Source organism: Streptomyces sp. NPDC047853 (assembly GCF_043204535.1).
Classification (GTDB): Bacteria; Actinomycetota; Actinomycetes; order Streptomycetales; family Streptomycetaceae; genus Streptomyces.
Window position 1 is genome coordinate 84,731 of record NZ_JBIDCI010000023.1, and the last position, 14,277, is coordinate 99,007.

Below are 14,277 nucleotides of genomic sequence, written 5' to 3' on the forward strand. Positions count from 1 at the left end.
CTCGCCCGCCGGCGCACTCCGCGCCGGCGGGCGAAACCGTTGCCCGAGGTGCCCGTCGGCCGGCGGGGTGGGCGGGTCCGGCGCCGACGGCGCCGGAGGTCACTCGCGCAGCGATCCGAGCACGGCCCGGGTCTCGGACGAGGGGTGCGAGGAGAGCGCCGAACGCACCTGGTACAGCCGCAGGGCCAGTTGGATGTCCAGCACCCGCTCCGGTGACTGCCAGTCCTCTCCCAGCAGCACGCCTATGCGCTCCAGCCGCCGCGAGACGGTGTTCGGGTGCACGCGCAGGGTCTCCGCGGCCCGGGTGGGGCTCCGGCCCGACTCCAGGTAGACCCGCAGGGTGGGGACCAGGTCCGTGAAGCGGTGGGTGTCGTAGTCGACCACCGGGCCGATCGTGGTCCGGATGTACCCGGGGACATCGTTCTCCTCGGCCAGGAGCATGCCGAGGAACCCCAGGTCGGAGGCGCAGGCGGTGCCACCGTCGCCGCCGAGCGCGCGGAGCGTCTCCAGGCACTTCGCGGCCTCACGGTGCGCGTCGGCGATGCCGTCGACGGTCGAGGCGGGGCCCGCGACGCCCACGGTGACCGGGTGTCCGGCCCGGTCGGTCAGCTCCGGGGCGGCGGTCTGCGCCACGGCGACGGGGTCGTCGCCGGGCAGCAGCAGGACCACGGTGCCGTCCCGCACGCTGCACAGCCCGCCCAGCTCCTTCGCGTAGTCGGCGCCGGAGGCCTCCAGCCGCGGTGAGGCCCCGCGGGACCCGCCGGCCACCAGCACCACGTGCGGGCGGCGGAAGCTGAGCGAGAACATCAGGGCGCGTTCCCTGAGGAGGGTGGGCGAGCGCGGCGCCCCGATCAGGTCGTCGAAGAACTCCTGGTGGCTCTGCACCTTGGGCGAGTCGTCGTGCTGGACGCGCAGATGCAGCGCGAGGGTACGGGCGACCATCGGGAGCAGGGGGACGGCGGTGTGGTCCGCGTCGGGTCCGAGGTCCGTCAGCAGGAAGCCGGCGTTGCCGCCGGGGAGCAGGGGCACCGTCCAGAGCCCCGGGGCCACCGAGGTGGGCCGGCCGGTCTCCGCGGCCCGGCGGCACGCCGCGCGCAGGTCCGCGGGGGCGACGGGGCGCAGGGTCCCGTACTCGGCGAGCGGGCGCCCGAGCGGACTGCACAGGCCGGCTCCGCCGCCGAGCGCCTCGGCGGCCGTGGCGAGCAACGAGTCGACCCCGCGCCTGTCCATCACCTGCGTGATCAGGTGGGACTGGAGATCGGCGGACCTGCGGGTGCACGCGAGGGCGGTGCGGGCCTCACCGATGTCCTGGCGCAACTGCCCGATGGTGTCGCGGAGTTCCTCCACCAACCGGTTGTGCTCGATCGCCACGGCGGCCAGGTCGGCGAGCGAGCACAGCAGGGTGACCTCGTTGGGGGTCAGGTGCCGCACCTGGCGGTCGGCGACGTAGAGCACCCCCATCGGTTCGCTCCCGGCGGTCAGGGGAACGGCCAGGACCGCGCGCAGGCCCTCGGCGCGGACGATGTCGTCGATGGCCTCGACGTGGACGAAGCTGTTGTCCCCGAGGTAGTCCGGGGTCCAGAAGGGAGCGCGGCAGGTGCGCACCATGGCGCCCAGTCCGCCGTCGGGAGGCAGCCGGTAACTCTCGGCGACCTTGACCGCGTTGCCGTCGGCGCTCAGCACCACCGTGCCGGGCCGGTCCTCCTCGTGCAGGCCGACGTAGGAGACGTCCAGCTTCAGCAGCAGCCGGGCCCGGCGGGCGATGGAGTCGAGCAGGTCCTTGGCCCGGCGGGCCGCGACGAACTCGTGGGCGGCGTCGACCAGCGCTGCCAGCTCCGCCTCCCGGTCACGGCGGTACTCGATCATCGACTGCGCGGTGAGGGCGAGCCGGTTGAAACGCTCCAGCCGACGCATCCGGTCCTCGTCGGCGCCCGAGCGTTCGGCACGTGCCATGAGCCCGTCGTATTCGCTCCGGGGTGCCGACCGGGCGATGAACTCGAGGAAGGCGAGCGCGTCGTCCGACTCGTCTTCGTCGGACCCTTCTTCGCCAGAACCCAGGTCACTCATCCCGCAGGCACCCCCATCCCCGTGCTTTACCAAAGCATTGACAGGCTATTACGCTTTCAAGCACCCCGTCCAGATCGTCCAGTCCAACCGTTCGTCCCCTTCGTCCGGTTCCGGCGGCTTCCTCGAAGGGCTTAGCCTATTCGCCGCCAGAGGGTGGCTGGCCGAAAAGCCGGGGCTTCGTGGCCGATAGACGACCGCGCCCCCATGACGTCGCGGCGCGATGGAAATGAATTCCATAAAAGCCGGTTCCGGGCCGAACGCTGCCTGTTCAACCGTTGCACCGAACGAGGCTTAAGCTACCCGGCGACCCGGGCCGCACACCGTCGTTTTCGGTAGAACCGGCAACCGGTTGTCCGAATCCGCGCCCGTCTTCCGCGAGCCCTCGCCCCGAAGGCGGGCCGCCCGACTTGACTGACCGGGCCGCCGTTCCTTGACCGCGACTCGGCGTGAACTGTTGGGTGTCCGTACGGAGATCATCGCGAGGACGGCGGCGGACGGCGCCCGCTCCCGCTCCCGAGCGCACGGCGCACTCCTCTTCCCCTCCCCACACCCCCACGGTTCCCCCTACGGCCCGGAGGATTCCCATGTACGAGAACGACAGTGCCGCCGAGGTCTACGACCTGCTCTACCAGGACCGCAAGGACTACGCGGGCGAGGCCGCCCGGATCACCGAGCTGATCCGGGAGCGCACGCCGGACGCCGCGGGCCTGCTCGACGTCGCCTGCGGCACCGGCACGCACCTGGAGGCCTTCGCCAAGCTCTACGACCGGGTGAGCGGCCTGGAGCTCTCCGAGTGGATGGCGGCCCGCGCCGAGGAGCGGCTCCCCGGCGTCACCCTCCACCGCGGCGACATGCGCTCGTTCGACCTCGGCGAGACCTTCGACGCGGTGGTCTGCATGTTCAGTTCGATCGGCTACCTGGAGACCACGGCCGACCTGGAGGACGCGGTCGCCGCCATGGCACGGCACCTGACCGCGGACGGCGTCCTCGCCGTCGAGCCGTGGTACTTCCCCGACACCTTCCTGGACGGCCACGTCTCCACGCACGCCCTGCGGACGGAACCGGGGGACCGGGGCGTCGCCCGCGTCTCCCACTCGACCCGGGAGGGCGGGCGGACCCGGATGGAGATCCACTACCTGATCGCGCACACCGAGGGGGGCATCCGGCACCGCAGTGAGGTGGACTACCTCACGCTGTTCTCGCGGGCGCAGTACGAGACCGCGTACCGCAAGGCCGGCCTGGACGTGGAGTACGTCGAGACGGGCGGCGGCTCACCCGGCTTCTTCCTCGGCACGCGCGGCTGACGAGGCGACGAGCCGACACGGCGACGGTGGCCCGGACCCGGACCGTCCGGACCGCGCCGCGGCCCCTGCACCGGCGGTCACCGCCGGTGCAGGGGCCGCGGCGCGTGCGTCAGGCCGGGGTCCGGGCCGCGGCGCCCACGGCCCTGCGCAGCGAGGACACCACGGTCCGGACGTCGCCGTCCGACAGGCCGGGATGCAGGGGCAGGCACAGGGTCCGCTCGGACGCCCGCTCCACGCCGGGCAGTTCGCCTCCGGCGTGGCCGTAGGCGGGCACCTTGTGCAGGGGCGCGTAGCGGAAGGTGGTGTAGATGCCGTCGTTGAGCAGGTCGCGTGCCACCCGGTCCCGGAGGCCGGGGGTCAGCTGGATCCAGTAGAAGTAGTGCGTCGACTCGTGCCCCGCCGGTGGCGCGGGCGGCGTCAGCACACCCTCCAGGGTGCTCAGTTCGCTGTCGTACAGGGCGACGATCTCCCTGCGGCGGGCCACGAAGCCGGGAAGCCGGCGCAACTGCACCGCGCCGATCGCCGCGGTGAGGTCGTTCCCGATGACGCGCCGGCCCGGTTCGGGGACCTCCATCTCCCACCAGCGTGCCGACACCCTCGCGTATCCCAGGCCGCTGGAGCGGGTGAGGCCGTGGTAGGCCAGGCGCCGGATCCGGGCGGCCGACTCGGGGTCCTTGACGTAGATCATGCCTCCGTCCCCGGTGACCAGGACCTTCATGGCGTCGAAGCTCCACATGGCGAGGTCGCCGAAAGTGCCGACCGGCCGGCCGTCCACACGGGAGGCCACGGAGCAGGCGGCGTCCTCGATCAGGGTGATGCCCCGCTCCCGGCAGTGCCCGGCGATGCGCACGATGTCCCCGGGGTGGCCGCCGTAGTGGAGGGCGATGACGGCCCTGGTGCGCGGGGTGACGGCCGCCTCGACGTGCTCCAGGGCCGGGTTCAGCGTCCGCTCGTCGGTGTCGCAGAAGACCGGGCGCGCTCCCGACAGCTGCACGGCGTTCGCCGCGGCGAGGAAGCTGGGAGAGGGCAGCACGACCTCGTCACCGGGCCGCAGACCGAGCGACTCCAGGGCCAGGAAGAGGCCCGCGGTGCCCGAGTTGAGGAAGACGACGTGCTCCGCCCCGACCCCTAGGTGATCGGCGAACGCGGACTCGAACGCCGCGGTCCGGGGGCCGTGACCGAGCCACTGGTCCTCGAAGACCTCGGACACCGCCGCCAGTTCCTCGGCCCCCATCTGAGGCTGGAAAAGATTGATCATTATCGCCTTTCGCGTCGCGCTGTCTCGTCCGGACCCGGGCAGGAGCGCCGCCGCCGACCGCCGTCCCCGCGAAGACGCCGTCCCTTGCGCCGGGTATTCGCCGGGCGCTCGTGAGACGCCCATTTCCGGGAACCTGAAAGGGAATTCCGCCGCCCGTCGGAGTGGTATTCCGTTATTCGGGCACGCGGTGAGGGCGGTCCCGCGTCGGGGCGCACCGCGGCGGGAGAAAGCGGTTACCCGAAGGGGGTTCCGCGGGGTTCTCCCCGGCAATTGCGCGCGGTTCGGGGCGGCCGTACAGCCGCTTCCCGTACCGAGCCGATACGGGAAGCCGCCGCTTTACCTTCCGGGTGGCGGCCGGCCGGGGGCGCGCGCCGCCGATTCTCCGGCGGTGCAGCTTCCGTGAGCATTCAGTAGGAGGCGTGTGCGCACGCCAGGAGGGTGCGCAGTTCGACGTTGAGATAGTTCCCGTGCGCGAGCAGTTCGGTGAGCTGACCGAAGGTCGCCCAGCAGAAGCCGGGCGGGCAGCCGATGTCGAGTTCCGGCCCCGCCTCGACCACCATGTAGCGGTTGCGCGCGTGGAAGAAGCGCCCGCCCTCCTCCGACTGCACCACGTCGTAACGGACGCGGTCGGCTCCGGCCGTCAACACCCGGTCCAGGTACGGGGGCGACTGGCCGTCCGGCTCGTCCGGCCGGCACTGGACGGTCGGCCCGAACTCGGCGACGTTGAGCGTGCCCACCTCCGACCGCGCCGCCACCAGGGCGTGCAGCACCCCGTTGATCCGCCGGGTGATCAGGGCCGACAGCCCCTGGGAGCACGGGCGCAGCAACGGCTGGGTCCACGAGGCCACTTCACGGCGCTCCGCCGTCACCTCCACCGCCATGATCTCGAAGTCCCTGCCGCTGCGATGCCGGATCGCGCTCCCGGTCCACTCCCAGCCGTCCCGCCGGGCGTCGTCCAGCGGCACGCTCTGCTGGCGCAGCACGCGCAGCGCCCGGACGTCGGTGAGGCAGCTGGTGATGGCGTGCAGGTCGTGCAGCGGCGCGGCCTCCCCGTAGAGGGAGCGGCGCAGCGCCGCCGGAAAGGCGTCGTCGCCGTCGTCGGGCGTGCCGTGCACGGTGGGCAGACAGGCCAGCACACTGCGGGTGTCCATGTTGACGAGGTCGTCCTGGAGCATCAGCCTGCGGATCTGCCCGAGGGTCAGCCACCGGAAGGCGGCGTCCTCCTCGACGTCGGTGTCGATCTCGACGACCATGTTGCGGTTGCGCTTGTGCAGGAACCAGTCGCCCTGCTCGGACTGGATGCTGTCGATCAGGACCCGGCGGCCGGGACGGTGGATGAAGTGGTCGAGGTACGGCGTGGAACGGCCGTGGTGCACCTCGTCGAAGTTGCTGCGCGTGGCCTGCACCGTCGGGGAGATCTGCAGCCCGTTGACGTTGCCGGGCTCGGGCTTGGCCTGCATCAGGAAGTGCAGCACCCCGCCGAACTCCCGGGCCAGGATGCCGAGGAGCCCCACCTCGGGCTGCACGATGATGGGCTGCACCCGGGCGACCGGATCGGCGTCCGAGCTGGTCCGCAACCCCTCCACGGAGAAGAAGCGGCCCGTCTCGTGCCGCAGGTCGCCGGTGCCCGGCTCGAAGGACCACCGCCGGAGCCGGTCGAAGGGGATCCGCTCGACGTGGAAGCGGTGCGCCCGGTGGTACTCCGCCAGCCAGCGGGGCACCTCCGCCAGCGCGGTGACCGGACTGTCGAGGGTGTCGGCGGAGGCCAGCACCCGTTCCGCGGTCCGCCGGTGGACGGCGTACCCGACCGTGCCCACGTCCCCCGGGCGGACCCGCCGGACGGTGCGCGTACCGGCCGAGAGCAGCGGTTCGAGCGTGTCCACCAGGGCCCCGCACACCTCCGCGGTCCGCTGGTAGGGGAAGAAGTGGCCACCGGGGAAGGTCCGCGTCTCGACGCCGGACGCCGCCGCCTCGTGCCAGGCCGCCGCCTCGGCCGCGGTCACGGAGGGGTCCTCGGCGCCGGTGAACACGGTGAGGGGGCATTCCAGCGGCGCCCCCGGGCGGTGGGCGTAGGCCGCCACGGCCCGGTAGTCGTTGCGGATCACGGGCAGCACCAGACGGAGCAGCTCCGGATCGGCGAACACCTGGCTGTCGGTGCCGTCGAGCTCGCGGAGCTCCTCCACCAGCCGGTCGTCGTCGTAGAGGTGGACGGTCATCGGCCGGTCCACGGCGGGGGCCCGGCGCCCGGAGACCACCAGGCGCACCGGAGCCGCGCCCCGCTGCTGGAGCGCGCGGGCGACCTCGTACGCCACCAGTGCGCCCATGCTGTGCCCGAACAGCACCACCGGCGGGCCGGCCTGCGCCTCCAGCAGGCCGGCCAGGGGTTCGGCCAGGCCCTCGATGGTGTCGATCAGCGGCTCGCCCCTGCGGTCCTGGCGTCCGGGGTACTGGACGGCCACGACCTCGATCCGGTCGGGCAGTTGTCGGGTGAACGGCAGGAACGAACTCGCCGAGCCGCCCGCGTGCGGGAAGCACACCAGCCGCACGGCGGGCGACGCGGACGGCTGGTACCGGCGGAGCCACAGGTCGAGCTGGTCCACGGATGCGGACGTCACCGTCATCGCCCCCTCTTCGCGGGCGCCCACCACGCGCGGTTCTCCCGGTACCAGTGCACGGTCCGCTCCAGCCCTTCGTCGATGGTGATCCGCGGCGCGTAACCCAACTCGTCCGCGATCTTGGTGTAGTCGACGGAGTAGCGCCGGTCGTGGCCCTTGCGGTCGGGCACCCGCCGCACCGCCGACCAGTCGGCTCCGCACAGCTTCAGCAGGCGCTCCGTCAGCTCGACGTTGCTCAGCTCGGTGCCCCCGCCGATGTTGTAGACCTCGCCGGGCCGGCCGCCCCGCGCCACCAGGGCGATGCCCCGGCAGTGGTCGTCCACGTGCAGCCAGTCGCGCCGGTTGCCGCCGTCGCCGTAGAGCGGGACGGTGCCGCCGTCGAGGAGGCTGCTGGTGAACAGCGGGATGATCTTCTCCGGGTACTGGTAGGGCCCGTAGTTGTTGGAGCAACGGGTGACGCACACCGGCAGCCCGTGCGTACGGTGATGCGCCAGCGCCAGCAGGTCGGAGGACGCCTTGGAGGCGGCGTAGGGCGAGTTGGGGTTCAACGGGTGCTCCTCGGGCCACGACCCCGCCTCGATCGAGCCGTACACCTCGTCCGTCGAGACGTGCACGAACAGCCCGGGGCGTACGGCCAGCGCCTCTTGGAGGAGGACCTGGGTGCCCAGCACGTTGGTGCGTACGAAGGCGTCGGCGTCGTCGATCGACCGGTCCACGTGCGACTCGGCCGCGAAGTGCACCACCAGGTCCACCCCCGCCATGGCCTGGGTCACCGCCGCGCGGTCGCGGATGTCCCCCGGGAAGATCCGCAGCCGGGGACAGTCGCCCACCGGGGCGAGGTTGGCCAGGTTGCCCGCGTAGGTGAGCGCGTCGAGCACCCTCACCTCGGGCTTGCCGAACTCCGGCAGGGAACCGTCCAGCAGTGCGGTCACGAAGCGCGAGCCGATGAAGCCGGCGCCCCCGGTGACCAGGATCCGGGCCGGCGGCCGCCGGCCGGCGGTGCGGGCGGGCCCGCGCGGGGTCTCATGCGGTGCCTGCACGGGTGGCCACCTCCATCAGGTACGCCCCGTATCCGGAGGTGCCCAGTTCGCTGCCGAGCCGGTGCAGGGTGTCGGCGTCGATGAACCCCATGCGCAGGGCGATCTCCTCGATGCAGGCGATCCGCACGCCCTGGCGCTGCTCGATGAGCTGGACGTACTGGCCGCCCTGGAGGAGGGAGTCGTGGGTACCCATGTCCAGCCAGGCGAAGCCGTGGCCCAGTTCGATGAGCCGGGCCCGCTTCTGCTCCAGGTAGGCCTTGTTGACGTCCGTGATCTCCAGCTCGCCGCGCGCGGAGGGACGGATGTTCTTGGCGATGTCGACCACGTCGTTGTCGTAGAGGTAGAGGCCGGTCACGGCGAGGTTGGAGCGGGGACGGGCGGGTTTCTCCTCCAGGGACAGCAGCACGCCCTGGTCGTCGATCTCGCCGACGCCGTAGCGCCTGGGGTCGCTGACCGGGTAGCCGAACAGCACACAGCCGTCGAGGTGGCGGATGCTGCCCTGCAGCACGGCCGAGAAGCCGGGGCCGTGGAAGATGTTGTCGCCCAGGATGAGCGCGACCGGGGAGTCGCCGATGTGGTCGGTGCCGATGGTGATGGCCTGGGCTATGCCCTCGGGCTCCGCCTGCTCGGCGTACGTGATGTCCAGACCGAGCCGGGAGCCGTCGCCCAGCAGCCGCTGGAACAGCTCGATGTGCTGGGTGGAGGAGACGACGAGGATCTCCCGGATGCCGCCCAGCATCAGGACGGACAGCGGGTAGTAGATCATCGGCTTGTCGTAGACGGGCAGCAGTTGCTTGGACAGCGTGCCGGTCAAGGGGCGGAGGCGGGTTCCTCCGCCGCCTGCGAGGATGATCCCTTTCATTCCGGGACGCCCTGACATGACCTCGGTCATCGTTTCTCCGTCACTAGAGGAAAACGCTGGCCGTCCGGCGTCGGGTACGCCGCCGGCCCTGTCGGGTACGCCGCCAGCCCCGCGGACGCCGCCCGGACCGCCGCCGCGACGGCGCGGGCCTCGTCCTCCCCGAGGTGCGGTCCCAGGGGGAGGCTCAGGCTCTGTGCCGCCAGGCGTTCACTGAGCGGGTGGGCCCCCTCCGGCGCGCCCGCCGGGTCGTCGGCGTAGGCCGGGGACCGGTGCGGGGGCACGGGGTAGTGGATCAGGGTCTGCACCCCGGCCCGGTCCAGTCGGCGGCGCAGCTCGTCGCGCTCCGCGCAGCGGATCACGTACAGGTGCCACACCGGGTCGGCCCAGCGAGCGGCCACGGGGAGGGCGAGCTGCGGCAGTGCGCCCAGGGCCCGGCCGTACCGCTCGGCGATGCGGGCCCGGCGGGCGTTCCAGGCGTCGAGCCGCGGCAGTTTGGCCCGCAGCACGGCCGCCTGGAACTCGTCGAGCCGGGAGTGGGTCGAGCGCACCTCGTGCCGGTACTTCTCCCGGGAGCCGCAGTTGCGCAGCAGCCGGATGCGTTCGGCCACACCGGAGTCCCCGGTGACCACCGCGCCGCCGTCCCCCATGGCACCGAGGTTCTTGCCGGGGTAGAAACTGAACGCGACCACATGACCCGAGCCGATCCGGCGTCCCCGGTAGCGGGCCCCGTGAGCCTGGGCCGCGTCCTCGACCACGGCCAGGCCGTGCCGTGCGGCGATCGCCAGCAGCGGGTCGAGGTCCGCCGGGTGCCCGTGCAGGTGCACCGGCATCAGGGCCCTGGTGCGCGGGGTGAGGGCCGCCTCCACCAGCGCCGGGTCGAGGGAGAGCCCGTCCGGCGTGGGGTCGACGGCCACCGGCCGCGCCCCGGTGGCGGACACGGCCAGCCAGGTCCCGATGAAGGTGTGCGCGGGCACCACCACCTCGTCCCCGGGACCGATGCCCAGCGCCCGCAGGGACAGCTCCAGCGCGTCGCAGCCACTGCCCACGGCCACGCAGTGGTCGTTGGCGCAGTACGCGGCGAACTCCTCCTCGAAGGCGGCCAGTTCCGCGTCGAGCAGATAGCGGCCGGAGGCGGCCACCCGCCGGAGCGCCGCGTCGATGTCGTCCCGCAACTCCCGGTAGCCGGCGCCCGCGTCGAGGAAGGGGATGGTCATGTCAGGCTCCGTGCGTCCTGCAGGAAGGTGTCGTAGTCGCGGTAGTAGTCCGACTCCTCGTAGTGCTGCGAGGCGAGGACCAGCGCCACGGTGTCGGGGTCGAAGTCCTTCAGGACGCGCCAGACCATGGGCCCGATGCAGAGCCCGGCCCCGGGCTCGTCGAGACGGTAGGTGGCGTGCTGGAAGCCGTCGTCGAGGGTGATGGAGAAGGCGCCGTGGACGGCGATGACGAGCTGCTCCAGGGTGCGGTGCGCGTGCAGGCCGCGCGGGGGCGAGGACTGGGTCTGTCCGTGCATGTAGTAGACGCGTCGGACGGGGAAGTCCACGGTCACGCCCGACTCGATCACGGAGAGGCTGCCGCGCGGGTCGATGTGCTGCTCCAGCCTGATCAGCCGGCACGGCTTGATCCTGCCGACCCGCCGGGCAGGAGGCTCGGCTGTGTTCTCGGCGATGGCGGCGCTCCTTATCGGGCGGTCGTGATCGGGCGGTCGTGAGGTCCGGGGCCGGCCGGTTCGGGACGGCCCCGGACTCCGGGACGGGACCCTCGGGGTCAGTTCCAGTCGACCCGGACGGGCAGGTACTTCGGAGTGAGCTGGTCGGCCTCGTAGAACACGGTGTGCTCGTGGTCGATGCGGAAGCCCGCGACCCGGTCCAGGAGGAGTTCGAGCATGACCTTGCCCTCCAGGCGGGCGAGGGCGGCACCCAGGCAGTGGTGGATGCCGTGCCCGAAGGCCATGTGCCGGGTCCCGTCCGAGCGGCGGATGTCGAAGGTGTCCGGGTCCGGGAAGTGCCGGGGGTCCCGGTTGGCGGACTGGCTCCAGGCGATCACCATCTGGCCCTTCTCCATGAGCGGACCCAGGACGGTGGTGTCCTCCTTGACGAACCGGAAGATGTTGTTGAAGGGGCTGCGGTAGCGCAGCGTCTCCTCGATCGCCCCGGGCACCAGGGAGCGATCGGCCCGCAGGTCCGCCAGCGCCCGCGGGTTCTCCTCCAGGACGAGGAAGAGGTTGCTCAGCAGGGTGCTGGACGAGACGTGTCCGGCCGTCAGGAGCAGGGAGACGATGTTGACGATCTCGACGTCGGTCAGCCGACGGCCGTCCTGCTCGGCCTGGACCAGCCCGCTGACCAGGTCGTCGGCGGGCGCGTCCCGCTTGGTGTGGATCTGCTTCAGGAGGTAGTCGGTCATCTCCTTGAGGGCCGGCGCGATCGTCTCGGTGAAGTTGTCCGGGAGGTTCGGGTACTCCAGGCCCTCGTTCGTCAGCAGGGTGTCGACCCACTCCCGGAACAGGTCGCGGTCGCCGGCGGGTATGCCCAGCAGTTCGGCGATCACGATGACCGGCAGTGCGTAGGACAGGTCACCGACGGCGTCGACGACGTCCTGTTCCCCCACCTTGTCCAGGAGCTCCTCGGTGATCGCGCGCACCCTGGGCTCCAGCCGGGCGATCCGCCGGGGGGTGAAGGCCTGGCTCACCAGTTTGCGCATCGGCCCGTGCGCGGGCGGGTCCAGCGCGCCGATCGTGCCCGGACCGATGATCATCTCCAGTTCGGGCGGCGTCGGCATCACCATGTTGAAGTCCGAGGAGAAGTACTGCGGGTGGTTCGACACCGTCACGTAGTCGTCGTAGCCGAACACCTGCCACGCCTGCCGGGTCTCGTCCCAGAACACCGGATGACGTGTCCTGTTGTACGCGAACCAGTCGAGCAGCCCCCGGGCGTCCGCGTCCTTGCTCAGCTCCATCGGTCCCGTCACGGCCTCACGCATCAGTCGAACTCCTCGAAAAGCGGTGTGTGGACCGAACGCGCGGCACGGTGGTTCCGGTCCCGGTTACCGGCAGAGCTTAGGAATCGCCGGAGAATGTCGGCAAGGCGGACCTGACACAATGAGTATCCGTCTGAAAAAGCGGCCGAGATGTCGGTCCGGGCGGCGCGCGAGCGGCGGGGACGGGGCAGGGCGGAGGGCTCGGGGAGACCTGACATATTCGTCCCGAATTCGTTGTCCCGGGCCGCTCGGTGCTGAAATCTTGCCCGCTCGTCCGATATCCGCCCGATATCCGGGTGCCGTGGACAGCCGTGCGCGGCCTAGCGTGACCGGTCGGGCGTCGGGGCATCGACCCAGCTGACCTGGCTCGATGTCCAAGCCACCCCTAGGCCGTGCCCGGCGAACTCGCCCGACCCCCGGGGGGACGCCGGCCGCGCCGGGCGACCCCGTGGGCTGCCCCGCGATGCCGTGCGATGCCGTGCGATGCCGTGCGATTGCCCTGTGCTGCCGTGCGAAGAGAATCCGCGGGCACCTACGAACTTGACACAATTGATTGTCGTTCGTCGGTCGCTCCTGTCGCCCGGCAGTTCGCCCGCTGTACGCTCATGAAGATCAAGAAAAGGCAGAAAAGCTACGGCGTGGTACGGCGAACATATGAGGGATGCAGGTGTCTGAAGAACTCGCGATTTCCCGAAGTGGCGACCGCTCCGACGCCGTTGCCGTGGTCGGAATGGCGTGCCGATTTCCCGGCGCACCCGGAATCGCGGAATTCTGGAAACTGCTGACCGACGGAAGGGAAGCGATCGGCCGGGACGCCGACGGCCGTCGGCGCGGCATGATCGAGGCGCCCGGCGACTTCGACGCCGCCTTCTTCGGCATGTCACCCCGCGAGGCCGCCGAGACCGACCCCCAGCAGCGCCTGATGCTCGAACTCGGCTGGGAGGCCCTGGAGGACGCCGGCATCGTCCCCGGTTCCCTGCGCGGCGAGGCGGTCGGCGTCTTCGTCGGGGCCATGCACGACGACTACGCCACCCTGCTGCACCGCGCCGGCGCACCGGTCGGCGCCCACACCGCCACCGGCCTCCAGCGTGCCATGCTCGCCAACCGGCTCTCCTACGTCCTGGGGACGCGCGGCCCCAGCCTCGCGGTCGACACCGCGCAGTCGTCCTCCCTGGTCGCCGTGGCCCTCGCCGTCGAGAGCCTGCGGGCCGGCACGTCCCGCATCGCCGTCGCCGGAGGCGTCAACCTCGTCCTCGCCGACGAGGGAACGGCCGCCATGGAACGCCTCGGCGCCCTCTCACCCGACGGCCGCTGCCACACCTTCGACGCCCGCGCCAACGGATACGTCCGCGGTGAGGGCGGCGCCGCCGTCGTCCTGAAGCCCCTCGACGACGCCCTGGCCGACGGGGACCCCGTGTACTGCGTGGTGCGCGGCGTCGCCGTCGGCAACGACGGCGGCGGCCCCGGGCTGACCGCTCCCGACCGCGAGGGACAGGAGGCGGTGCTCAGGGCCGCCTGCGCCGAGGCCCGCGTCGACCCCGCCGAGGTACGTTTCGTCGAACTGCACGGCACGGGCACCCCGGTGGGCGACCCGGTCGAGGCACACGCCCTCGGCGCGGTGCACGGCTCCGGCCGGCCGGCCGACGAGCCCCTGCTGGTCGGCTCGGTGAAGACCAACATCGGCCACCTGGAGGGCGCCGCCGGCATCGCGGGCCTGGTCAAGGCCGCACTGTGCCTGCGGGAACGCACCCTTCCCGCCTCGCTGAACTTCGCCACCCCCTCCCCGGCCATCCCTCTGGACCGGCTCCGACTGAAGGTGCAGACCACCGCGGCCGAGCTGCCGCTGGGCGGCGCACCTCTGCTGGCGGGCGTCAGCTCCTTCGGGATCGGTGGCACGAACTGCCATGTGGTGCTGGAGCACTTGGCCCGGCCTGTCCCGGTCGTGGCCGACTCCGGCTCCGGCGCTGACTCCGGCGCTGAATCCGGCTCTGACTCACTGACGGGTGTCCCGCCGTTGGTGCTTTCCGCGCGGTCGGAGGGGGCGTTGCGGGCGCAGGCGGCGGGGTTGCGTGAGCTGGTGGGGCGGTCGGGTGTGGATCTGCGGGATGTGGCTTTCTCGCTGGTCTCGACGCGGACGCTTTTCGAGCGTCGTGCTGTG

At 71.7% G+C, this 14,277-nt stretch carries 10 protein-coding genes; 2 read left to right on the forward strand and 8 right to left on the reverse strand.

Going from position 1 to position 14,277, the window contains the following annotated elements; translation table 11 throughout:
• Positions 1-99: 99 nt before the first annotated feature.
• Positions 100-1,953, reverse strand: a complete 1,854-nt coding sequence (locus ACGF5T_RS31350) for a helix-turn-helix domain-containing protein (RefSeq protein WP_392890004.1) — start codon at positions 1,951-1,953, stop codon at positions 100-102.
• Positions 1,954-2,651: 698 nt separating this feature from the next.
• On the opposite strand from ACGF5T_RS31350, the gene ACGF5T_RS31355 reads away from it, so the two are divergent.
• The gene (locus tag ACGF5T_RS31355; RefSeq protein WP_356612517.1) at positions 2,652-3,371 is read left to right on the forward strand and encodes a class I SAM-dependent methyltransferase; all 720 of its coding nucleotides are present in this window, start codon (positions 2,652-2,654) and stop codon (positions 3,369-3,371) included.
• Between the two features lie 109 nt (positions 3,372-3,480).
• Here the strand turns inward: ACGF5T_RS31355 and ACGF5T_RS31360 are convergent, their stop codons facing one another.
• The 7 genes from ACGF5T_RS31360 to ACGF5T_RS31390 form a co-directional block, all read right to left on the reverse strand.
• Positions 3,481-4,629 carry a DegT/DnrJ/EryC1/StrS family aminotransferase gene (locus tag ACGF5T_RS31360; RefSeq protein ID WP_366769362.1) on the reverse strand — a complete coding sequence of 383 codons (1,149 nt, stop codon included), beginning with the start codon at positions 4,627-4,629 and terminating at the stop codon, positions 3,481-3,483.
• A gap of 407 nt (positions 4,630-5,036) precedes the next feature.
• A complete protein-coding gene (locus ACGF5T_RS31365) occupies positions 5,037-7,250 on the reverse strand; it encodes an alpha/beta fold hydrolase (RefSeq protein WP_361014668.1) in 2,214 nt (737 codons plus the stop codon).
• The gene (gene rfbB / locus ACGF5T_RS31370) at positions 7,247-8,215 is read right to left on the reverse strand and encodes a dTDP-glucose 4,6-dehydratase (RefSeq protein ID WP_392890012.1); all 969 of its coding nucleotides are present in this window, start codon (positions 8,213-8,215) and stop codon (positions 7,247-7,249) included. Before rfbB ends, ACGF5T_RS31365 begins: the two co-directional genes overlap by 4 nt.
• Before the next feature lie 52 nt (positions 8,216-8,267).
• Positions 8,268-9,146: a glucose-1-phosphate thymidylyltransferase RfbA gene (rfbA, locus tag ACGF5T_RS31375; RefSeq protein ID WP_366769364.1), complete on the reverse strand. Its 879-nt coding sequence runs from the start codon at positions 9,144-9,146 to the stop codon at positions 8,268-8,270.
• 26 nt (positions 9,147-9,172) lie between these two features.
• Positions 9,173-10,360 (reverse strand): DegT/DnrJ/EryC1/StrS family aminotransferase, encoded by a 1,188-nt coding sequence (locus ACGF5T_RS31380; protein WP_366769365.1) that lies wholly within the window; start codon positions 10,358-10,360, stop codon positions 9,173-9,175.
• The gene (locus ACGF5T_RS31385) at positions 10,357-10,920 is read right to left on the reverse strand and encodes an FdtA/QdtA family cupin domain-containing protein (protein WP_366769368.1); all 564 of its coding nucleotides are present in this window, start codon (positions 10,918-10,920) and stop codon (positions 10,357-10,359) included. The genes ACGF5T_RS31380 and ACGF5T_RS31385 overlap by 4 nt, the downstream gene beginning before the upstream one ends.
• Positions 10,911-12,122, reverse strand: coding sequence for a cytochrome P450 (locus ACGF5T_RS31390; protein WP_366769366.1), 1,212 nt, complete (start codon positions 12,120-12,122; stop codon positions 10,911-10,913). Before ACGF5T_RS31390 ends, ACGF5T_RS31385 begins: the two co-directional genes overlap by 10 nt.
• A 658-nt stretch (positions 12,123-12,780) precedes the next feature.
• Between ACGF5T_RS31390 and ACGF5T_RS31395 the strand changes: the two genes are divergently transcribed.
• Positions 12,781-14,277: beta-ketoacyl synthase N-terminal-like domain-containing protein (locus ACGF5T_RS31395; protein WP_361014663.1), on the forward strand; the 1,497-nt coding region annotated here is incomplete at its 3' end.

Bases quoted from the DNA above. Each gene is read 5' to 3' on its own strand.
- ACGF5T_RS31360 (WP_366769362.1), bottom strand. From the start codon at position 4,629: ATGATCAATCTTTTCCAGCCTCAGATGGGGGCCGAGGAACTGGCGGCG.
- ACGF5T_RS31350 (WP_392890004.1), bottom strand. From the start codon at position 1,953: ATGGCACGTGCCGAACGCTCGGGCGCCGACGAGGACCGGATGCGTCGG.
- ACGF5T_RS31355 (WP_356612517.1), top strand. From the start codon at position 2,652: ATGTACGAGAACGACAGTGCCGCCGAGGTCTACGACCTGCTCTACCAG.
- ACGF5T_RS31365 (WP_361014668.1), bottom strand. From the start codon at position 7,250: ATGACGGTGACGTCCGCATCCGTGGACCAGCTCGACCTGTGGCTCCGC.
- ACGF5T_RS31380 (WP_366769365.1), bottom strand. From the start codon at position 10,360: ATGACCATCCCCTTCCTCGACGCGGGCGCCGGCTACCGGGAGTTGCGG.
- rfbA (WP_366769364.1), bottom strand. From the start codon at position 9,146: ATGAAAGGGATCATCCTCGCAGGCGGCGGAGGAACCCGCCTCCGCCCC.
- ACGF5T_RS31390 (WP_366769366.1), bottom strand. From the start codon at position 12,122: ATGCGTGAGGCCGTGACGGGACCGATGGAGCTGAGCAAGGACGCGGAC.